Source organism: Rhizobium sp. AN5, from assembly GCF_900215255.1.
Classification (GTDB): domain Bacteria; phylum Pseudomonadota; class Alphaproteobacteria; order Rhizobiales; family Rhizobiaceae; genus Agrobacterium; species Agrobacterium tumefaciens.
In genome coordinates, this window is record NZ_OCMJ01000004.1 from 1,703,874 (window position 1) to 1,724,609 (window position 20,736).

General features: G+C 57.1%; 23 protein-coding genes and 3 tRNA genes. 9 read left to right on the forward strand and 17 right to left on the reverse strand.

Translation table 11 applies throughout. The features are described from left to right. Positions 1 to 49: 49 nt before the first annotated feature. The 11 genes from rpoB to tuf form a co-directional block, all read right to left on the reverse strand. Complete coding sequence (gene rpoB / locus CRP02_RS21005; RefSeq protein ID WP_097100524.1) at positions 50 to 4,186, reverse strand: DNA-directed RNA polymerase subunit beta; 4,137 nt, start codon at positions 4,184 to 4,186, stop codon at positions 50 to 52. 64 nt (positions 4,187 to 4,250) lie between these two features. Next, positions 4,251 to 4,418 (reverse strand): hypothetical protein, encoded by a 168-nt coding sequence (locus tag CRP02_RS27640; protein ID WP_153793990.1) that lies wholly within the window; start codon positions 4,416 to 4,418, stop codon positions 4,251 to 4,253. Between the two features lie 29 nt (positions 4,419 to 4,447). After that, the gene (gene rplL, locus CRP02_RS21010; RefSeq protein ID WP_003519347.1) at positions 4,448 to 4,825 is read right to left on the reverse strand and encodes a 50S ribosomal protein L7/L12; all 378 of its coding nucleotides are present in this window, start codon (positions 4,823 to 4,825) and stop codon (positions 4,448 to 4,450) included. A gap of 59 nt (positions 4,826 to 4,884) precedes the next feature. Continuing rightward, on the reverse strand, positions 4,885 to 5,403 hold the full coding sequence (gene rplJ / locus CRP02_RS21015; RefSeq protein ID WP_003519348.1) for a 50S ribosomal protein L10: 519 nt from the start codon (positions 5,401 to 5,403) through the stop codon (positions 4,885 to 4,887). Between the two features lie 357 nt (positions 5,404 to 5,760). After that, positions 5,761 to 6,456, reverse strand: a complete 696-nt coding sequence (gene rplA / locus CRP02_RS21020; RefSeq protein ID WP_025593957.1) for a 50S ribosomal protein L1 — start codon at positions 6,454 to 6,456, stop codon at positions 5,761 to 5,763. Positions 6,457 to 6,458: 2 nt separating this feature from the next. Continuing rightward, entirely contained in the window at positions 6,459 to 6,890 is a 432-nt protein-coding gene (gene rplK, locus CRP02_RS21025; protein WP_003519352.1) for a 50S ribosomal protein L11, read from the reverse strand. Positions 6,891 to 7,035: 145 nt separating this feature from the next. Continuing rightward, positions 7,036 to 7,566, reverse strand: coding sequence for a transcription termination/antitermination protein NusG (gene nusG / locus CRP02_RS21030; RefSeq protein ID WP_003519353.1), 531 nt, complete (start codon positions 7,564 to 7,566; stop codon positions 7,036 to 7,038). Positions 7,567 to 7,587: 21 nt separating this feature from the next. Continuing rightward, on the reverse strand, positions 7,588 to 7,788 hold the full coding sequence (secE, locus tag CRP02_RS21035; protein ID WP_003507689.1) for a preprotein translocase subunit SecE: 201 nt from the start codon (positions 7,786 to 7,788) through the stop codon (positions 7,588 to 7,590). Between the two features lie 184 nt (positions 7,789 to 7,972). Then, positions 7,973 to 8,048 (reverse strand) — tRNA-Trp (locus CRP02_RS21040). Positions 8,049 to 8,290: 242 nt separating this feature from the next. Next, on the reverse strand, positions 8,291 to 9,097 hold the full coding sequence (locus tag CRP02_RS21045) for a glycosyltransferase family 2 protein (RefSeq protein ID WP_097172178.1): 807 nt from the start codon (positions 9,095 to 9,097) through the stop codon (positions 8,291 to 8,293). 346 nt (positions 9,098 to 9,443) lie between these two features. Continuing rightward, the gene (gene tuf / locus CRP02_RS21050; RefSeq protein WP_013636434.1) at positions 9,444 to 10,619 is read right to left on the reverse strand and encodes an elongation factor Tu; all 1,176 of its coding nucleotides are present in this window, start codon (positions 10,617 to 10,619) and stop codon (positions 9,444 to 9,446) included. A 431-nt stretch (positions 10,620 to 11,050) separates the two neighbouring features. On the opposite strand from tuf, the gene CRP02_RS21055 reads away from it, so the two are divergent. Beyond that, entirely contained in the window at positions 11,051 to 11,683 is a 633-nt protein-coding gene (locus tag CRP02_RS21055; protein ID WP_097172179.1) for a TerC family protein, read from the forward strand. A 1,057-nt stretch (positions 11,684 to 12,740) separates the two neighbouring features. Here CRP02_RS21055 and CRP02_RS21065 read toward each other — a convergent pair. Then, on the reverse strand, positions 12,741 to 13,190 hold the full coding sequence (locus CRP02_RS21065; RefSeq protein ID WP_097172180.1) for a hypothetical protein: 450 nt from the start codon (positions 13,188 to 13,190) through the stop codon (positions 12,741 to 12,743). Between the two features lie 321 nt (positions 13,191 to 13,511). Here CRP02_RS21065 and CRP02_RS21070 point away from each other — a divergent pair, with 321 nt between their 5' ends. Both CRP02_RS21070 and CRP02_RS21075 read left to right on the forward strand, forming a co-directional pair. Beyond that, complete coding sequence (locus tag CRP02_RS21070) at positions 13,512 to 13,838, forward strand: BA14K family protein (RefSeq protein ID WP_097172181.1); 327 nt, start codon at positions 13,512 to 13,514, stop codon at positions 13,836 to 13,838. Positions 13,839 to 13,958: 120 nt separating this feature from the next. Continuing rightward, positions 13,959 to 14,153, forward strand: coding sequence for a hypothetical protein (locus CRP02_RS21075; protein ID WP_097172182.1), 195 nt, complete (start codon positions 13,959 to 13,961; stop codon positions 14,151 to 14,153). A gap of 71 nt (positions 14,154 to 14,224) precedes the next feature. Here the strand turns inward: CRP02_RS21075 and CRP02_RS21080 are convergent. Both CRP02_RS21080 and CRP02_RS21085 read right to left on the reverse strand, forming a co-directional pair. Next, positions 14,225 to 14,298 (reverse strand) — tRNA-Gly (locus tag CRP02_RS21080). Between the two features lie 26 nt (positions 14,299 to 14,324). Then, a tRNA-Tyr gene (locus tag CRP02_RS21085) sits at positions 14,325 to 14,409 on the reverse strand. Positions 14,410 to 14,618: 209 nt separating this feature from the next. Here CRP02_RS21085 and rlmB point away from each other — a divergent pair. The 5 genes from rlmB to CRP02_RS21110 all read left to right on the forward strand — a co-directional run bounded on the left by rlmB (position 14,619) and on the right by CRP02_RS21110 (position 18,503). After that, on the forward strand, positions 14,619 to 15,506 hold the full coding sequence (gene rlmB / locus CRP02_RS21090; protein ID WP_003513033.1) for a 23S rRNA (guanosine(2251)-2'-O)-methyltransferase RlmB: 888 nt from the start codon (positions 14,619 to 14,621) through the stop codon (positions 15,504 to 15,506). A gap of 76 nt (positions 15,507 to 15,582) precedes the next feature. Continuing rightward, the gene (locus CRP02_RS21095; protein ID WP_038491466.1) at positions 15,583 to 15,975 is read left to right on the forward strand and encodes an acyl-CoA thioesterase; all 393 of its coding nucleotides are present in this window, start codon (positions 15,583 to 15,585) and stop codon (positions 15,973 to 15,975) included. Between the two features lie 5 nt (positions 15,976 to 15,980). Continuing rightward, positions 15,981 to 16,574: a hypothetical protein gene (locus CRP02_RS21100; RefSeq protein ID WP_097172183.1), complete on the forward strand. Its 594-nt coding sequence runs from the start codon at positions 15,981 to 15,983 to the stop codon at positions 16,572 to 16,574. Between the two features lie 99 nt (positions 16,575 to 16,673). Beyond that, a complete protein-coding gene (locus tag CRP02_RS21105) occupies positions 16,674 to 17,090 on the forward strand; it encodes a DUF2946 family protein (RefSeq protein ID WP_097172184.1) in 417 nt (138 codons plus the stop codon). 48 nt (positions 17,091 to 17,138) lie between these two features. After that, positions 17,139 to 18,503, forward strand: a complete 1,365-nt coding sequence (locus CRP02_RS21110; protein WP_097172185.1) for a PepSY-associated TM helix domain-containing protein — start codon at positions 17,139 to 17,141, stop codon at positions 18,501 to 18,503. Positions 18,504 to 18,660: 157 nt separating this feature from the next. Here the strand turns inward: CRP02_RS21110 and CRP02_RS21115 are convergent, their stop codons facing one another. Beyond that, a complete protein-coding gene (locus CRP02_RS21115; RefSeq protein ID WP_097172186.1) occupies positions 18,661 to 19,137 on the reverse strand; it encodes a nuclear transport factor 2 family protein in 477 nt (158 codons plus the stop codon). A 12-nt stretch (positions 19,138 to 19,149) separates the two neighbouring features. Next, a complete protein-coding gene (locus CRP02_RS21120; RefSeq protein ID WP_013636447.1) occupies positions 19,150 to 19,761 on the reverse strand; it encodes an NAD(P)-dependent oxidoreductase in 612 nt (203 codons plus the stop codon). A 153-nt stretch (positions 19,762 to 19,914) separates the two neighbouring features. Between CRP02_RS21120 and CRP02_RS21125 the strand changes: the two genes are divergently transcribed. Beyond that, complete coding sequence (locus CRP02_RS21125; RefSeq protein ID WP_003513040.1) at positions 19,915 to 20,298, forward strand: winged helix-turn-helix transcriptional regulator; 384 nt, start codon at positions 19,915 to 19,917, stop codon at positions 20,296 to 20,298. A 61-nt stretch (positions 20,299 to 20,359) separates the two neighbouring features. Here CRP02_RS21125 and CRP02_RS21130 read toward each other — a convergent pair whose 3' ends face one another. Then, a complete protein-coding gene (locus CRP02_RS21130; protein ID WP_003513041.1) occupies positions 20,360 to 20,713 on the reverse strand; it encodes a DMT family protein in 354 nt (117 codons plus the stop codon). Between the last annotated feature and the right edge of the window lie 23 nt (positions 20,714 to 20,736).

A 20,736-nucleotide genomic window follows, 5' to 3' on the forward strand; every position in this document is an offset into this window, starting at 1 on the left:
GTCGCCGGGGAACCGGCAGGCGCCAACACGGCGCCCGCCTCTCTCATCTTTATTCCGCTGCGTCGGGCAGCTGATCCTCGGGCTGGTTCTCGACCTTCGAGTTCTCCAGTTCGACCGAAAGACCGAGCGACCGCATTTCCTTGACGAGAACGTTGAAGCTCTCGGGGATACCGGCCTCGAAGGTATCGTCGCCACGGACGATCGCCTCGTAGACCTTGGTGCGGCCCGCCACGTCGTCCGACTTGACGGTGAGCATTTCCTGCAGCGTGTAAGCCGCGCCGTATGCTTCCAGAGCCCAGACTTCCATTTCCCCGAAGCGCTGTCCGCCGAACTGCGCCTTGCCGCCCAGCGGCTGCTGGGTAACGAGCGAGTAAGGACCGATCGAGCGAGCGTGGATCTTGTCGTCAACAAGGTGGTTCAGCTTGATCATGTACATGTAGCCGACGGTGACCTTGCGGTCGAACGGCTCGCCGGTACGACCGTCATAAAGAACGGACTGACCGGATTCATGCAGACCTGCCTTCTTCAGCATCGCGGCAACGTCGGGTTCATGCGCACCGTCGAAGACCGGGGTCGCGATGGAAACACCGCGCTTGGCTTCTTCGGCAAGCTTGACCAGCGATTCGTCGTCGAAGCGCTTTACCTCGTCATGCGATTCACTCGCATAAATTTCGGTAAGCTCCGTGCGAAGCTCGCTGATGTCCATCGTCTTCCGATACTCTTCGAGCATCTCGCCGATCTTCTTGCCCATACCTGCGCATGCCCATGCGAGGTGGGTTTCGAGGATCTGGCCGACGTTCATGCGCGAAGGCACGCCGAGCGGGTTCAAGCAGATGTCGACATGCGTGCCGTCTTCGAGGAACGGCATGTCCTCGACAGGAACGATACGCGAGACGACGCCCTTGTTACCGTGACGGCCGGCCATCTTGTCGCCCGGCTGGATCTTGCGCTTCACAGCAACGAAGACCTTGACCATCTTCATGACGCCAGGAGGCATTTCATCGCCGCGCTGGACCTTTTCGACCTTGTCCATGAAGCGCTGTTCAAGGCGCGACTTGGATTCGTCGTACTGGCCGCGAAGTGCTTCCAGTTCGGACTGGGCCTTCTCGTCTTCGACTGCAAACATCCACCACTGCGAGCGGGGATATTCGGAGACGACGGCGTTGGAAAGCTCGACGCCCTTCTTGAAGCCCTTCGGACCGGCGATGGAAACGTGACCACGCAGCATGTCGATCAGGCGGCCGTAGACGTTACGGTCGAGAATTGCCTGTTCGTCGTCGCGGTCCTTTGCCAGACGTTCGATTTCTTCGCGCTCGATTGCCATCGCGCGCTCGTCCTTCTCCACACCGTGACGGTTGAAGACGCGGACTTCCACAACGGTACCAAACGTGCCCGGAGGCATGCGCATGGAGGTGTCGCGAACGTCGGAAGCCTTTTCACCGAAGATGGCGCGCAGAAGCTTTTCTTCCGGCGTCATCGGGCTTTCGCCCTTCGGCGTGATCTTGCCGACGAGGATATCGCCCGGCTGAACTTCCGCACCGATGTAAACGATACCGGCTTCGTCGAGGTTCTTCAGCGCTTCTTCCGAAACGTTCGGAATGTCGCGCGTGATCTCTTCCGGACCAAGCTTCGTGTCACGCGCCATCACTTCGAATTCTTCGATGTGGATGGAGGTGAACACGTCGTCGGAAACGATACGTTCCGACATCAGGATCGAGTCTTCGTAGTTGTAGCCGTTCCAGGGCATGAACGCGACGAGCGCGTTACGGCCGAGCGCCAGATCGCCGAGGTCGGTCGACGGACCATCAGCGATGATGTCACCCTTGGAGATGATGTCACCGACGGCGACCAGCGGACGCTGGTTGACGCAGGTGTTCTGGTTCGAACGCTGGAATTTCTGCAGACGGTAGATATCGACGCCCGACTTGCCGGCATCGAGTTCTTCCGTAGCGCGGATAACGATACGGGTCGCATCCACCTGGTCGACGACACCGCCGCGGCGAGCCGCGATGGCAGCGCCGGAGTCACGGGCGACGATCGGTTCCATGCCTGTGCCGACGAACGGCGCTTCCGCCCGCAGAAGCGGAACGGCCTGACGCTGCATGTTCGAGCCCATGAGAGCGCGGTTGGCGTCGTCGTTTTCCAGGAACGGAATGAGAGCCGCTGCGACCGAAACGAGCTGCTTCGGCGAAACGTCCATCAGGTTGATGTTGTCGCGCGGTGCGAGCATAACTTCGCCCGAGTGACGGCAAACAACGAACTCTTCAGTGAAGGCGCCTTCGCCATCGAGCTCGGCATTGGCCTGTGCGACGTAGTACTTGGCCTCTTCCATGGCGGAGAGGTAGATAACGTCGGTCGTCACCTTGCCGTCGATGATCTTGCGGTACGGGCTTTCGATGAAGCCGTACTTGTTGACGCGGGCAAAGGTGGCAAGCGAGTTGATCAGACCGATGTTCGGGCCTTCCGGCGTTTCGATCGGGCAAATACGGCCGTAGTGGGTCGGATGAACGTCGCGGACTTCGAAGCCAGCGCGCTCACGGGTCAGACCACCCGGTCCAAGAGCCGAAAGACGGCGCTTGTGGGTGATTTCCGAAAGCGGGTTCACCTGGTCCATGAACTGCGACAGCTGCGAGGAACCGAAGAATTCGCGAACGGCGGCAGCTGCCGGCTTCGCATTGATCAGGTCCTGCGGCATCACGGTGTCGATTTCGATCGAGGACATACGTTCCTTGATCGCACGTTCCATGCGCAGAAGGCCGAGGCGGTACTGGTTTTCCATCAGCTCGCCGACCGAACGCACACGGCGGTTGCCGAGGTTGTCGATGTCGTCGATTTCGCCCTTGCCGTCGCGCAGTTCGACCAGCATCTTGACGACAGCGAGGATGTCTTCCTTGCGCAGCGTGCGCACGGTGTCTTCCGCGTCGAGGTCGAGACGCATGTTCATCTTCACGCGGCCAACAGCCGAGAGATCATAACGTTCTGCATCGAAGAACAGCGAGTTGAACATCGCTTCTGCCGAATCCATGGTCGGCGGCTCACCCGGACGCATGACGCGGTAGATGTCGAACAGCGCTTCCTGGCGGTTCTGGTTCTTGTCCGCATGCAGCGTGTTGCGGATATAGGCGCCAACATTGACGTGGTCGATGTTGAGGACCGGAATCTCGTCAAAGCCGGACTGAAGAATGAGGCCGAGCGTCTTTTCGTCGATTTCGTCGCCGGCTTCGAGATAGATCTCACCCGTCGAGTAGTTGACGATGTCTTCGGCAAGGAAGTTGCCGTAGAGGTCTTCGTCAGTCGCCTTAAGTGCCTTCAGGCCCTTGTCGACGAGCTGGCGGATAAGACGCGGAGTCAGCTTCTTGCCACCTTCGACAACGACTTCGCCGGTGTCGGCGTCGATCATGTCGGTGATGACCTTGGCATTCTTCAGCGTTTCAGGCTGGAACGGAATGCGCCAGCCATCGCCGGAGCGCTCGTAGGAAGCCTTGCTGTAGAACGTCGACAGGATTTCTTCGCCATCCATGCCAAGCGCCATCAGGAGCGAGGTCACGGGCAGCTTGCGGCGACGGTCGATACGCGCATAGACGATGTCCTTGGCGTCGAACTCGATGTCGAGCCAGGAACCGCGATACGGGATGACGCGGGCAGCGAACAAAAGCTTGCCGGAAGAATGGCTCTTGCCCTTGTCGTGGTCGAAGAATACGCCCGGCGAACGGTGCATCTGCGAAACGATGACGCGCTCCGTACCGTTGACTATGAACGTGCCGTTATTGGTCATGAGCGGCATGTCGCCCATGTAGACGGACTGTTCCTTGATGTCCTTAATGGACTTCGCGCCTGTATCCTCGTCGATATCGAACACGATGAGGCGCAGCGTCACTTTCAGCGGCGCTGCATAGGTCAGATCGCGCTGACGGCATTCCTCGACGTCGAACTTCGGCGCTTCGAATTCGTAAGATACGAATTCGAGCATGGATGCGCCGGAAAAATCGGTGATCGGGAATACGGATTTGAATACGGCATTCAATCCCTCGTCGGGACGGCCACCCTTGGGCTCGTCAACCATGAGAAACTGGTCATACGAAGCCTTCTGAACCTCGATGAGGTTCGGCATTTCCGCTACTTCTGGAATTTTGCCGAAAAACTTGCGTACGCGCCTGCGACCGTTAAACGAAAGGGTCTGAGCCATCGTCGCTCCTTTAAAATTGCATCCGGGCCTGCAACGGACGGGAACCGATGGCCAGTCGATCCCGTCAAGCAATGGGTGTCATCAATCTCGTTCCACATCCCGGATCGATCAGGCCGGATTGCCTAGATGAGCCGGTTCGGAACCATTCTCTTGAAGAACCCATTACCCAAAAGCCATTTTCACGCGGCTTTTGGGTAATAAGTTTTAAAACGATGACGACGGAAAGGGGCATGAAGCCCCTTCCCGCCAGCAATCGCAAGATTACTTAACGTCGACCTTGGCGCCAGCGTCTTCAAGCTTCTTCTTGAGGTCAGCAGCTTCAGCCTTGGAAACAGCTTCCTTGACAGCCTTCGGAGCGCCTTCAACGAGGTCCTTAGCTTCCTTCAGGCCGAGACCCGTGATAGCGCGGACTTCCTTGATGACGTTGATCTTGTTGGCGCCAGCGTCAACCAGGATCACGTCGAATTCGGTCTTTTCTTCTTCAACGACAGCAGCAGCGCCAGCACCGCCAGCAGCAGCAACAGCTACCGGAGCAGCAGCGGAAACGCCCCACTTTTCTTCGAGAAGCTTCGACAGTTCTGCAGCTTCCAGAACGGTCAGGGTGGAGAGGTCTTCAACGATCTTTGCGAGATCAGCCATTTTGATAGTTCCTTTTGTTCAGTTCGAACCAGTTTGAATAATTACAGCGAAAAACCGCCTTAAGCGGCTTCGTCCTTCTTGGCGTAAGCCGAGAACACCCGTGCAAGCTGGCTTGCAGGTGCTGCGACAACCGTGGCGACGCGAGTTGCCGGGGCGTTGAGTAGGCCCAGCAGCTTTGCGCGCAGCTCGTCCAGCGAAGGCAGGGTCGCAAGCGACTTGACTGCTTCGGCGTTGAGCGTGGTTGCGCCCATGGAACCGCCGAGAACAACGACTTTATCGTTGGTCTTTGCGAAATCCATGACGACTTTCGGAGCAATCATAGGGTCGACGCTGTATGCAATCAGCGTCTGGCCCTTGAAGAGATCTGTCATCCCTTCCGACTCCGTGCCCTGAAGAGCGATCTTGGCCAGGCGGTTCTTCGCGACCTTGACGGTGCCTCCGGCAGCGCGCATTTTCGAACGGAAGTCGTTCATTTGCGCAACGGTGACACCAGCATAGTGGGCCACGACAACCGAACCGGAAGCCTTGAAGACTTCGTTCAGCTCCGTGACGAATTCGCGTTTTTCCGCTCTTTCCACTGTCTGTCTCCAGTAGACGGGGCCACATAAGTGTGAACCCGTCGGGTTTGCCTTTGCCCCAAGGGACCTTTTTACAAAGATCCCGAGCGACGCTCGAGGATCCTGTCCCCCGGTCTGTCGCCGCAAACGGCTTCAGGCACAGGCACACCAGGTTCGAACCGGACAGTCAGGCATCTGCGATGCCTCAAATCCAGCCTCACCCGTCTCATGCAGGTTGAATGATTAAGGCCAAATCCCGAAGGACATGGCCACCCGCAATCTCGGACAGGAGTTCCGGGTTTCCCCGGAAATCTCCGGCTCCCTGAGAGCCGGAAATTCTTTTAATCACGCTCCCCGAGAGGGAAGCACGAGAATTGATTAAGCCGTAACCGACGAAGGTTCGATCTTGACGCCCGGACCCATGGTCGAGGAGATGGCAACGCGCTTGACGTAGTTGCCCTTGGCACCCGTCGGCTTTGCCTTGATGACCGCATCGGCGAAAGCCTTGATGTTTTCTTCAAGAGCCTTGGCGTCGAACGAAGCCTTGCCAATACCAGCGTGTACGATACCGGCCTTTTCGACGCGGAACTCGACAGCGCCGCCCTTGGACGCCTTGACGGCGCCGGCAACATCCATCGTCACCGTACCGACCTTCGGGTTCGGCATCATGCCACGCGGGCCGAGTACCTTGCCGAGACGGCCGACGAGCGGCATCATGTCCGGGGTCGCGATGCAACGATCGAAGTCGATCTTGCCGCCCTGAACGATTTCAACCAGCTCTTCTGCGCCAACAACGTCAGCACCAGCAGCCGTGGCTTCATCAGCCTTGGCGCCACGTGCAAAAACGGCGACGCGAACGTCACGGCCCGTGCCGTTCGGCAGGTTGACAACGCCGCGAACCATCTGGTCCGCATGGCGCGGGTCAACGCCGAGGTTCATCGAAACTTCAACGGTTTCGTCGAACTTGGCAATCGCACGTTCCTTGACCATCGAAATGGCGTCGGTGAGAACGTAGAGCTTGTTGGGATCCACACCTTCGCGGATCTTCTGAATACGCTTTGCTACCTTGGCCATGATCAACCTACTACTTCCAGGCCCATGGCGCGGGCAGAACCCTCAACCATTGCCATTGCGCCTTCGATATCGGCAGCATTCAGATCCTTCATCTTGGCTTCAGCGATCGTCTTGACCTGAGCCTTGGTGATGGAGCCAACCTTGGCGCCCTTGCCAGGCGTCTTGGAGCCGGAGGTGATCTTTGCTTCCTTCTTCAGCCAATAGGTCATCGGCGGCTGCTTCATGACGAAGGTGAAGGACTTGTCCTGGTAATAGGTGATGACGACCGGAATCGGCATACCCTTTTCCATTTCCTGCGTGGCGGCATTGAACGCCTTGCAGAATTCCATGATGTTGATGCCGCGCTGACCAAGTGCAGGACCGATCGGCGGGGACGGATTGGCCGACCCTGCCTTCACCTGCAGCTTGAGCTGGCCCATAACTTTCTTAGCCATATCTCTCTGCCTTTCAATTCAAACCGGTTTCCCGGCTTCTCTTCTAGCCGGATCGCTCCGGCGGCTGCGGTTGCGTGGTGCGGCGCCCTGCCCCGGCTATGGGAGCCCGTTTGCCTTCCACGCGATTGGGGTTTCACCCCTCCAGTCAGACCTTCTCGACCTGACTGTATTCCAGCTCGACCGGCGTAGCGCGGCCGAAAATCGAAACTTCCACCTTCAGGCGCGAACGCTCTTCGTCGACATCCTGAACAACGCCGTTGAACGACGCGAATGGACCATCGGAAACGCGAACCTGTTCGCCGACCTCGAACGAAACCGAAGACTTCGGACGCTCGACGCCTTCCTGAACCTGACCGAGGATACGATCGGCTTCATAATCCGGAATCGGAACAGGCTTATTGTCCGAACCGAGGAAACCGGTCACCTTCGGCGTGTTCTTGATGAGGTGATAGGCCTCATCCGTCAGGTTGGCGCGCACAAGCACGTAACCTGGAAAGAACTTGCGCTCGCTGTCGACCTTGCGGCCACGACGCACCTCGACAACCTTTTCGGTCGGAACGAGGATTTTCTCAAAAAGATGATCAAGACCCTTTTGACGAGCCTTCTCTTCGATCGACTCAGCGACCTTCTTTTCGAAATTCGAATATGCGTGAACGATATACCAGCGCGCTGCCATTTTTATTCTCCGTTCAATCCGTTACCGGCCGACGTTCAGCACGAGGCTAAGCACCCAGCCGATGAGCTGGTCAGCAGCAAAAAAGAACAGAGCCGCAAAAATGACCATCACAAGCACCATAGCCGTCGAAATCATGGTCTCGCGGCGCGACGGCCAAGTGATTTTAGACGCTTCGGCGCGAACCTGCTGCAGAAACGTAAACGGATTGGTTTTGGATGCCATTGACTGCCCACGCAATTACGGCGCGTAAAGCCGAACTAATCAGCCCCACGCACCGCGTGTCTGTTTTGACCTTACATAAACACCGATTCCAGTTTTAACAAGAGGAAATCGACATTCGGCGAAATTCGCCGGAAAACCGGCACCCATCTGCCATGCAGCGAAGACCGCGCTTGCGAATGGAAAGTGGCAGGGGCAGTAAGGCTCGAACTTACGACCTGCGGTTTTGGAGACCGCCGCTCTACCAACTGAGCTATACCCCTTTAACACCTTAGCCGACCACGAAAATCACTTGGCCGCTTCGGTATGCGTTCCCTTTAAGGCGCACGGAAAAGAATGGCAAGCGCTTTTTATTCGCTTTCGGAAGAAACTGTTGACACCTTCCCCGCCACGTTTTTTTCCTCGGCCGCTTAACCGGTTACCCCCAAGCCCGTCACCTCAACGAACCGCTTTTCGGCATCCAAATGCGCTGGTTTGATACCTTTCGCAACCGACCTTTAATCTTTTACGGCTCAAGCGCACTGCGATCGGACCTAATCAACTGACGCTCCCGATACTTGCGCTTGAAGTGCGCGACGTTGCGCGCCACCGAACGCCGCCATTTACGGACTGTCGCCAGCGAAAAGAATCGATCAAGCTCTTGTGCCGCACCGCGCCAACCACGGCGTTTCTTAAGGCCATAATTGCTGCGGCCAAATCCCGAATGGCTGACGCCGGTTTCGGCCAACCACGCCATGATCGCGCCCTGATCCTTATAAAAGATACTAATCTCCGCCTCTGTCCGGAAACCCGCATAACCTTGCGGTAGTTTTTTATAGCAGGACAACCGCTTGACGGTCGGATTGAAGGTGAAGCTATGCCAGACACGATGCGCGGTCGGCGGTATTCGCCAATACCCTATATCTTCAACTGCCTGCGCCTTGCGCCGAATGTCACGGGGCATGTCGTCATCGGTTCTGAGTTGAACGAGCGCCACCTGCGGGTCCCGCTTCAGTATTTCGATGCCCCTGCCCACAACCTGCGAAACAGGAAACGCCCAGTCGTCTTCGAGATGCAGGATGTAAGGGGTTTGCACTTCTGAATATGCCCGGTCGATAGAGCGGTGCTGCCCAATGTTGACGCCATTCAAAATGACGCGGATCGGTTGCTCTGGATACCGCGCTGAAATCGCGCGCACCGACTCGTCGTCAGAGTCCTCGATAATGATAAATTCCCGTAGCGGGTAATCATTGGTAGAAAAGAAGCTATCGAGAGTTCCGATGAGAAGATCAGGACGGCGGCAGCTGGTCAGCACAACAGTTAAATCGGACATGAAGTTGTCTCTAAAGAAAACTGGCCGATGAAATCAAGCCAGCCAAGCCATGATTAATATAGCTGCACCTACGTCAAAAGAATTACAGGCGGATGACGTCGCTAAATACAAAGCGAATTACATAAAAATAAATTATAAATTACAATTCACTTAAGTATAACTCATAATATAAGCATGAAAAGAAGTACAGCCCCGAAATTTATATTCACATTAGAAGGATATAAGAATCTTTCAACTATATAAATTTACAAAAATCGATTTTTACATAAAAAAAACGGCGGTGCCGAAGACACCGCCGTTTTAGAACTAGATTTTTAAATCCGGCGAAACCGCCGTCTGTCGAAAATTACTCGACGATAGAAGCGACGATGCCGGCGCCGACGGTACGGCCGCCTTCGCGGATAGCGAAGCGCAGCTTTTCTTCCATCGCGATCGGAACGATCAGCTCGACTTCAACAGTGACGTTGTCGCCAGGCATAACCATTTCCGTGCCTTCAGGAAGCGAAACGATACCGGTAACGTCAGTCGTACGGAAGTAGAACTGCGGACGGTAGTTCGTGAAGAACGGCGTATGACGGCCGCCTTCTTCCTTCGTCAGGATGTAGGCTTCTGCCATGAACTTCTTGTGCGGCTTGACCGAACCCGGCTTGCACAGGATCTGACCACGCTCAACGCCGTCACGGGTAACGCCGCGAACGAGCGCACCGATGTTGTCGCCAGCCTGGCCCTGGTCGAGCAGCTTGCGGAACATTTCAACGCCGGTAACCGTCGTCTTCGACGTCGGACGAATACCGACGATTTCGACTTCTTCACCAACCTTGACGATACCGCGCTCAACGCGACCCGTCACAACCGTACCACGGCCAGAGATCGAGAACACGTCTTCGATCGGCATCAGGAACGGCTGGTCGATCGGACGCTCAGGCGTCGGGATGTAGGCGTCAACAGCAGCCATCAGCTCGCGGATTGCGTCTTCACCGATCTTCTTGTCGGAATCTTCAAGAGCAGCAAGTGCCGAACCCTTGACGATCGGAATATCGTCGCCCGGGAAGTCGTAGGACGACAGAAGTTCGCGAACTTCCAGTTCGACGAGCTCGAGAAGCTCGGCGTCGTCAACCTGGTCAACCTTGTTGAGGAACACGACGATCGCCGGAACGCCAACCTGGCGAGCAAGCAGGATGTGCTCGCGCGTCTGCGGCATCGGGCCGTCAGCTGCAGAGCAAACCAGGATCGCGCCGTCCATCTGGGCAGCACCGGTGATCATGTTCTTCACGTAGTCGGCGTGGCCGGGGCAGTCGACGTGTGCGTAGTGACGGTTCGGCGTTTCGTATTCGACATGCGCCGTCGAGATCGTGATGCCGCGAGCCTTTTCTTCAGGAGCAGCGTCGATCTGGTCGTACGCCTTGAACTCGCCGAAATACTTCGTGATCGCAGCAGTCAACGACGTCTTGCCGTGGTCGACGTGACCGATCGTGCCAATGTTGACGTGCGGCTTATTGCGCTCAAACTTGCTCTTTGCCATGTGAATTGCTTCCTGTGAACGTGAAGTAGTTTTCCCGGCGAACCGGTTTGGTGTCGCCGTTTAAGGCTTTGTAAGCGAATGCGCAAGACTTAATTGTCAAAGCACCGTCGCGCACGCCCAAGGCGCGCCTCAAGGTGCATATATGGTGCGTTCCGCGCGATATTCAAAGCTGGCTCAGCCTTCCCACGCGACGGCCAGATGGGAGGCACGGATGGGACCCCGCATGTACCCCTCTTCGCACAATCGGATCGTTAAATAAGCTTTTTCTTTATCACAACTTCTTTACCTGGACCCGCATCATGGCTTAAGGAAATTTCATCTCCGGGGGAGACGGGCGAGCGGGACGATGCGCCCAGGCGCAAAACCTCTATGCCAAATATTGATCAGCCGCGCTCTCCAGCGCGAAATTACATCCGTTTCAGGACCGCTCAATGGAAATCTTCACAGCCGCCGGCTTCACGGCATTCATGCAAGTCATTGCGATCGATCTCGTTCTCGCAGGCGACAATGCCATCGTCATCGGCCTTGCCGCCGCCGGTCTTCCCGCCCATCTTCGCCGCAAGGCGATCCTGGTCGGCATCATCGCCGCCACCGTATTGCGCATCGGCTTTGCCGCCGTCACCGTGCAGCTTCTCTCCATTGTCGGGCTGCAACTCTTCGGCGGGCTTCTGCTTGCCTGGGTGTGCTGGAAGATGTGGTCCGAACTGCGCGAAGCCGCAGGCTCCATCGAAGACGAGGTGACGGACGAAGAGGCTGACCTGACCAAAGGTCACAAGACCTTCTTGCAGGCCGCAACCCAGATCGTCATCGCCGATGTGTCCATGTCGCTGGACAACGTGCTTGCCGTCGCCGGCGCCGCGCAGGACCATGTCACGGTGCTGATCATCGGTCTGGTCGTCTCGATCGCCCTCATGGGACTGGCTGCCAATTTCGTCGCCAAGTTGCTGCACCGTTACCGTTGGATTTCGTATCTTGGCCTGATGGTCATCATCTATGTGGCGCTCAACATGCTGTATCACGGCGTGATCGAAGTCCTGCCCTACGTCAAGCCCTATTTCGGCTGAGACTGGCAGTCACATATTCGTCCCGAAAGGCCTGGAAACGAGAGTTTCCGGGCCTTTTCTTGTCATGCCCACACCAATGCACCCCTCGCCTACGCAGCATTGCAAGCGCGCGCGGGTGAAATCGGCGCACACGGGAATCGGTCTCCGCGTCCGCTGCAACATTCGGATAAGACAGGGAAATCGTGATTTTTTGCCTATGGATTTTGGCAATTGAGGTCAGCCACGGGCAAGCCTAGTGAGCTAGTTAATAAGTCATAAAAATAAAAAGAAAGGTATAGCTGCCAATGGCTTATGACTGGACCGGCGGTCGCACCCGCCGCCTTCGCAGGATGAAGCTGGGCGCTGTTGCAAGCTCTCTAATCCTGCTGGCGCTCTTAACAGCGCTCGTTCTAGGCTGAACGCGCTGCGCGCAATTCAACGCTGACCGGCGGCATGGCAAGGTTTCCTAAAACCGCCCTGCCGCCGCTCCTTCGGGGGCAACGTCCACCCCTTGTTGGCAAGATTTGCAAAATATCAGCCGCGAAGGCATGTCGTGGTTATGCTGCCGAACATATGCGTTGAAGCGGGTTCACTTTGGCGCGGAAGCCGCGGCAAGACCTAGCGAAACAGCCAATAAATGACGCCAAGCACCAACGTCCACATCAGTAATGATATGGCGAGTACGGCGAGGTAGTTTCGAAATCGTCTGGTCATCCGCCCACATTGCCGGCCAGCCGCCACGGGACAGCCGTAACCGTTTGATTGCTGGATGCGGATCAAACCGCAAGATCAACTCTTTCTATCAAGATGCTGAATCGCAAACCATTCGCAGATTTTACCCGCCCGAAACCGGGGTTGCGTGAACCCGTCGAACGTCAACACGTCGATGAGCGAGAAAATGCCAGCCGCTCACTTGCCAGCAGGATTTGCAGGGCACAGGAAAAAACCGCACGTCTTTCTGGACGTGGCTCAAACACACTCCGGTCAACCGAATCGACAAATTAAGTCCTCCGGTATGATGTCTGATGACGCGTCATTGCTGGGGCAACGGCGAAGCCGCCGCCCCAAAAAAAGCGCGTTAGCTCTTCAAAGCCGTGTTGCACAGGCTCCAGTAACCGCCACCCTTCTGAATCCACTTGAGATCGCCGAGCGTGCCGTCGTCCTTGTTCTTACGATAGGAATCGACGCAGGTCTTCAGGCGGGCCTTGCCAGGAGTCTCGCTTGAATATTTCTTATCGACAGCACCCGGAAATACGACGCTCTTCGGAGCCTTTATCGTCGCCTTTTCCGGTTCTTTGTCGGTGGTAGCCGCAACTTGCTTATCGTCGGCAGCGCTTTCGGCAGCAGCATCGCTACCGCAGAACTTGGCGCGATAGTCGTTCCACTTGACGTCCTTCGCGGACCCGTCGGCTTTCGCCGCCTGGTATTTCACGCTGCACTCTTTCATGGTGAGCGCCGCTGCGGGGGAGACAAACGCCGCCGATGCGAGCAGCGCTAAGGATGAGAGAATTACAACCCTGTTGATCATCGAAGACTCCCGTGTGCATGATTGCCGGCAGACTATCCGACCGGACTTTCCGCTTGTCAACGAGCAGTGCAACAAGCACTGAAAGTCGAATTGGCGGGGAGTAGAATGTGCTCATCGGGTGTCGCGTCTTCGCGATGAAGACCGCATCACACAGTGACCATGGATATCCATAATCAGCCCGCCGGGGGCATCCCGGCCTTGCCACGCGACCGCCGGCAAACACCGCCCAACGAATCACGTATTCGTGTGACGTCAACCCTGCACCGGAACGAAATTCCTTAATTTTCGTTAGTATCTCGAACGAATAACGAGGATTTATCGATGTTGAGGATGCCGAAGACTATCTCCGCGCTCGCTCTTGGCGTCGCAATATCTACGGCTTTTACCGTGCCCGCCAGTGCGCTCAGCCTCATACAGCCGGCGTACGAAACACAGGAGCAGGCTCAGAATTCCGACGGTCGCGGCTATCCCGCATCCGCCTTTGCCGCGGGCAAGGGTGAAGAGGCGTCACCCAACGGTTACGCCCTCTCACAAGCGGAAATCAATCACGTAAAATGGTGTGCAGCGCGTTACGCATCATACCATCCAACCGACAACAGCTATATGGCAGCCGCCGGCAACCGGACGCAGTGTCGTTCTCCGGATTGATTCAGCCGTGCCGCAGCGCACCCGCGTCCCAGCCAATAAGATAAAATTTACTTTAAATTCTATTGACCTGAACCTTTATCCGGGTTGGCCGTTTGAAGCGCGTGCCAGCGAGGAAACGCGATGATGTGGAATATTGAAAAACTTGAGCAAGAGCGACTTGATCTGATCGAGGTCATTACTGCCCTGCGCCACACTGAACGCCTGTCGACAGCGGATCGCACCTCGATCTTTGAGAAAATTACGTCACATATGGTAAGGTTAAGCGAGCTCGACGCAGAGAAAATGCGGATTCAGTCGGCCTTGGAGGCGAGCTGAAAATAGCCAACGCTGACTGGAGGCTGCAAATCGGCGCGAGGTAAAGACTATCGATCTTGTTGAGAAGTTTTTGGAGCGGGTAGCGGGAATCGAACCCGCGTATTCAGCTTGGAAGGCTGCTGCTCTACCATTGAGCTATACCCGCGGTGGTGATTTTGATCCTGCGCAGAATGGTGGAGGGAGTTGGATTTGAACCAACGTAGGCGTAGCCAACGGATTTACAGTCCGTCCCCTTTAACCACTCGGGCATCCCTCCAGCTATCTGCTAGGATCGAGCAACCAAGCTCTTCAGATTTCTCTCCGGCGAAGCGCCGTTGCGTCGTCTGTGGCGCGTATATGACGGCCTCGTTCGCTTCTGTCAACACGCCGTTTCACGAATTTTCGGGAAAAAATTCAAACCTCTTTGCAGGCCTGTGGATTATCGCGGGGGCTGGTGTGCGTCGCGTCCCGGAGATATAAGGCGCCATGAGCAAAGACGATCCAAACGACAAATCCACCCGCGACACGCACTACGCCACCCTGCGCCGTGCCGTGCGCGATGCCAAACGCGAGAGGGGCGAAATTCCGACCCCGCAGCAGCCGAAGCGCCGGAATCGTGGCGCGGAAGACTGGAAGCCGCCGCAGCTTGCGCCGGATCAGGTCCATCTTTACGGCCTGCATACCGTGCGTGCGGCGCTTTCCAACCCCGAACGGCAACTCATCAAGCTGTCGGTTACGCTGAATGCCTTTGCGCGTCTGGATATCGGCGAAGCGGATGCGCAGCCCTTCCCGGTAGAGATTGTCTCGCCGCAGGATATCGACAAGGTGCTCGGCCCCGAGGCGATCCATCAGGGCGTGATGCTGGAAACCAGGCCGCTTCCGGTCAAGAAACTCGACGCGCTGAAGAAAAGTCCGCTGATCCTCGTGCTCGATCAGGTTACCGACCCGCACAATGTCGGCGCCATCATGCGCTCGGCGGTCGCGTTCAACGCCGGCGCCGTCATCACCACCATTCGCCATAGCCCGACGGAGTCAGGCGTGCTTGCGAAGTCTGCGTCCGGCGCACTGGAACTCATCCCCTATATCCAGATCACCAATCTGGCCGATACATTGGGCGAGCTGCACAAGCTCGGCTTCTTCTCGGTCGGTCTGGATTCGGAAGGCCCCGCCCCCATCGAGCAAACCTTCACCGGCGCAAAGATCGCCCTGGTGCTGGGAGCCGAAGGCAAGGGTCTGCGCCAGAAGACCCGCGAAACCGTTTCGGCGCTCGCCCGTCTCGATATGCCGGGCGAGATCAAATCGCTCAACGTATCGAATGCGGCAGCCATCGCCCTTTATGCAACGCAGCAATTTCTGGGCAAAGCGTCGTCCTGACGCTTACCCTTCCTTGCGAAATCACAAAGCGCAACGCATGCTGCGCCTTCAACATTCGCAAGGAGCAAATCTCGACATGACCGACCTGCCCATCAAACCGACCGGCGAGCTGACGCTGCGGACGCTCGCAATGCCGGCCGACGCCAATCCGGCCGGTGATATTTTCGGCGGCTGGGTCATGTCCCAGATGGACTTGGCCAGCGGCATCCGCGCCGCGGAGCGGTCCCGCTGTCGCGTGGTCACTGCCGCTGTCAAGGAAATGGCTTTCGAGTTGCCGGTGAAGATCGGCGACACACTGTCCATCTACACCGATATCGCCCGGCTGGGCCGCACCTCCATCACACTGACGGTCGAGGCGTGGGCGCAGCGCTCCCGTTACGACAAGCTGGAAAAAGTCACCGCGGGAACCTTCATCATGGTGGCGATGGACGAAAACGGGCAGCCGACGCCCATCCCTCCGGCGGAGTAGGTGCGATGGAGGCCGCCGTCAACACCCCGGAAGCCTATGCGCATATCCGCGCCGTCATGGGCATGGTGGTTGGCCTCAGCCTCGCCCGCTTGCTGACCGGCCTTGCCGGTTTCGTGCAGCATCCCAAGAAGGAGCGCATCTATCCGCTGCATATCGGCTGGGTGGCGTTCCTGTTTCTGATGCTCGTGCATTTCTGGTGGTGGGAACACCGGCTTTCCGCCACCAGCCACGTCCTCGGCTTCGGCGCGTTCCTGTTCCTGATCCTGTTCTGCTCGCTGTTCTATTTCCTATGCGTGTTGCTGTTCCCTACGGACATGAAGGAATACAAGGGATACGAGGACTATTTCTTTTCCCGCAAAAGCTGGTTCTTCGCGTTTCTCGCCGCACTTTTCGTCACGGATATCGGCGATACGCTGCTGAAGGGACAGGACTACCTCTCCTCGCTGGGCGCTGAATATCTCATCCGCACCGCTATTTACGTCGTTCTGTTCACACTGGCGGCTTTCATCGGCAACCGACGCTTTCACAGGTTTCTCGTCATTTTCGCCCTGATTTATCAGGTAGTCTGGATATTCCGAACCTACGACCTGCTAGCCTGAACATTCCCATCCCGACGCCAGGTGATAATTGAAAGCAGGCCTCGTCTTTCGCCATCGTGTCGCGGTGACACGGCCCGATAAATATGGCATTTCGCTGCAATGGGATTCATTCGCAGGATAATGCAGGACAGAAGTTCGGCTGGCGCCATCGCCACGCTGGCGATCCTGCTTTTTCTCCTGCAAGGGCTCGTGAATGGCCTGACCAGCGGCAATATGGCCTCAGCCGCGCTGGCGACCGGTGAGATCATCTGTTCCAGCCACATGCCCGAAGGCGGTTCGGGCAAACCGAACCCGGCCTCCAACCCTGCGGGCAAGCTCGCCGACAATTGCTGCGGCACGCTCTGCCGTCTCGCCTCCGTTACCATCGCCGCTCTTCCCGTCACTCCCGTCGAGCGTGCGGACAGGATCGTCCTGGTCGTCGAAGTCGACTTTCTCGACCGCGACGCGGCATTGCCGCCGCCGCCACCCAATCTGGAATCGCGCCCACGCGCACCGCCTCCCTCTCTGCAAATGTAAAGAGCGATCCGGCCCTGCCGGAAAATCAACTTTTCTGCGGAGACATCCATGTCCGTTACGACCTCTTTCGAGGGCGAGCGCGCGCCTGCGCAATCCTCATCCGTCAACCTGTACCGCGCCGTATGGCGCTGGCACTTCTATGCTGGCCTTTTTGTACTGCCCTTTCTGATATCGCTGGCCGTCACCGGTGCGCTCTATCTCTTCCGGGACGAATTCGACAATCTCATTTATTCGGACCTGAAGCGCATCGAAGTGGCGCAGAACGTGCCGAAAGCACTCCCCTCCGATATTCTCGCCGCAGCCGTTGCGGCCGTTCCCGGCACTGCTGTGAAATACACCACGCCAGGCGATCCGGGCGCCTCGACGGAAATTACCGTCAGTACGGCCGAAGGGAAACGCGCCGTCTACGTCAACACCTATACCGGGCAGGTTGCCGGTTCACTGCCCGATCGCGGCACCATCATGTGGACGATCCGCTACATCCACAGCCTGAAATATTTCGGCACCTATACCCGCTATCTGATCGAGATCGCCGCCGGCTGGTCCATCCTGCTCGTCGCCACCGGCATCTATCTGTGGTGGCCGAGGAAGCAGAGCGGCGGTGTCTTGACGGTGCGCGGCACGCCGAAAAAACGCGTCTTCTGGCGCGATACCCATGCCGTCACCGGCATTTTCGTTGGCTTTTTCATCGTATTTCTCGCAGTCACCGGAATGCCCTGGTCGGGCGTGTGGGGCGCCAAGGTCAACGAATGGGCAAACGGCAGCAATTTCGGATATCCGGCAGGCGTGCGGACCGATGTTCCAATGTCCGGCGAACATCTCGATCACATGGCCAAGACCAGCTGGTCGCTGGAGCAGGCGAAAGTCCCGGAATCCTCCGCATCCGCCACCGGGCAACCAATCGGCATAGATGCGGCCATCGCGCGTTTCGACGGGCTCGGTCTTGCCGCTGGTTATACCGTCGTGCTGCCGACCAAACCGACGGGCGTCTATAGCGGCTCCGTCTATCCCGATGACCTTTCAAAGCAGCGCGTCGTCCATCTCGATCAATATAGCGGCAAACCGTTGATCGACATGAACTATTCCGACTACGGTCCGCTTGGAAAGGCACTGGAATGGGGGATCAACGTGCATATGGGCCAGCAATTCGGCCTCGCCAACCAGATCGTGTTGCTGGCAGCCTGTGTCGGCATCGTCCTGCTTGCCGTTTCCGCCGGCATCATGTGGTGGAAACGACGCCCCAGAGGTTCGCTCGGCGTGCCACCATTGCCGCAGGATAAACGCGTCTTGCGCGGCCTGCTGGCGCTGCTCGCTATCGGCGGCATCCTGTTCCCGCTGGTTGGTGCAAGCCTGCTGGTGATGCTTGTTCTGGATCTGATCGTGCAGTCCCGCGAAAAGCAACGCGCTGCCTGACAAAAAACACGGCCGGGAGAATATCCCCCTGGCCGTGTCCTTCCGAATTCCGGGCGGTTGGCAGAAGCCTGCCCTAGAGCGTTTGACGTGCTCTAACTGTTTGTTTCTACGCATTTTCCGGACGTAAAAACCGCTACGCACCTTTACTGGAAATGCTCTAGAACATCGTATTATTGTTTGCAGCCTTTTCCTGAACCGGCTGGATCACGTCCCAATGTTCGGTGATCTTGCCGTCGTTGACCCTGAAAATATCAACGATGGCGGCTCCGCGCGCACCCTCTTTGTCCGTGGAATGAATGTGCAGATAAACCAGATCGCCATCCGTGGCGCTGCGCACGATCCGGGATTTCGCCTGCGGGTTTTCCTTGAAGAAGCCGGTGAAATAGTCGACGAATGGCTTCTTGCCATCAGGCACCATCGGATTGTGCTGTTTGTAGCTGTCGACTATGACGGCAGCGCCCTTCGCCACCTCGTGCTTGTTGAAGACGGTGTCGTAAAAATCGATCACCAGCTTGCGGTTGGCTTCTTCCTGAACCAGATCGCGCTTGGCGGTTTCCGCCAAAACGGGCGCGGCCATCAGCGCGGGCGCGAGGGCAAAAGCAGCGATGGCAAGACGACGTGTCATGAAATTCATGGATGAGACCTCTCAGTAACCGACGGTGAAACGCTGGCGGGAATGCTGCGGCTTTTCGATTTCATCGACAAGCGCGATGGCGTAGTCTTCAAAGGAAATGCGGCTGCCAGCTTCGTTGCTCAAAAGACTGTCCTTGCCGATACGGAATTTGCCCGTTCTTTCCCCCGGCACGAATTCGGCCGATGGCGACAGGAAAGTCCAGTCGAGTTGCTTTTCCCCTTTCAGGCGGTCCAGAAACTCCGCTCCCTTGGTCGCCTCTGCCTTATAGGCGGCCGGGAAGTCCGGCAGGTCAACCACGCGCTGGCCCGGCGCAATTTCAAGGCTGCCGGCGCCACCCACGACGAGATAACGGGAAACGCCCGAGGCACGGACGGCCTCGATCAGCGTCACCGGATCGCTCGCAGTGAAGTGCACGGCGCTGATCACGGCATCGTGACCCTTAAGCAGTTCCGAAAGCCCTGCCTGATCGAAGACATCGCCCTTTTTTGCCACTACGTTCGGCAGGCTGGCGATCTTTTCAGGGTTGCGGGCGATCGCCGTCACCTGGTGCCCCCGGTCGGAAAGTTCCTTCAGAATACGGGATCCGGCATTGCCGGAGGCTCCGATGAGCGCGATTTTAGCCATGGCTTTTTCCTTTGTGGCATCGTTATAGGTCTAGATAATAGACCGCTAGGGGAAGCTATGGTATCGCAGCCCCGGCTGCAAGAAGTCAGCCGACGCTGATCAGGTCACACGGCGATAACCTGAAAGGGCACGAAAATGGAAAGAGCGAGGAAAATGCCGGATACACAAACCAAGGAAATCTTCGCCTTCGACCAGCCCTGCCCCATCCGCGACGTGCTGGATCGCATCGGTGATCAATGGAGCCTGCTGGTTCTGGAAGCGCTTCAGGGCGGGGTGCTGCGTTTCAACGAACTGAACCGTAAGATCGACGATATTTCCAAGCAGATGTTGTCACGCACGCTGAAACGGCTGGAGGAGGACGGTTTCATTCGCCGCACGCTCTATGCGCAGGTGCCGCCGCGCGTGGAATACGAACTGACCAATCTCGGACGTTCGTTTCTGGTGCCGATGCAATTGCTGGTGCAGTGGGCCGACGAGAACCACGTCCGCATTTGTACGGCGCGGTTGGACTATGCCAATGGTGGAACGGGATCGTAACACCGTTCTTCGTGCCGTGGCGAAACCTGTCCGCCACGGTAATAGAAAGGCACTTTTGCGATCAGGAGCGGAAGATGAAGGACGCGCCGAAAGCGATGAGCGCAAAACCGATCACGTGGTTGATCGTGATGCTTTCCTTCAGCCAGAAGACCGAGAACAGCGCAAAGACCGCAAGCGTGATAACTTCCTGAATGGTCTTGAGCTGCGCGGTCGAATAGACCTCCGATCCCATGCGGTTCGCGGGGACTGCGAGCATGTATTCGAAGAAAGCGATGCCCCAGCTTGCGACAATCGCAAGGAAGAGTGCGCTGCCCTTGTGCTTGAGATGCCCATACCAGGCGAAAGTCATGAAAACATTGGAGACGATGAGCATCAGGACAGGCCAGATGTGGGCAGGGCTGATCGAGAACGGCATGATTGTTCCTGAATGAAGAAGGG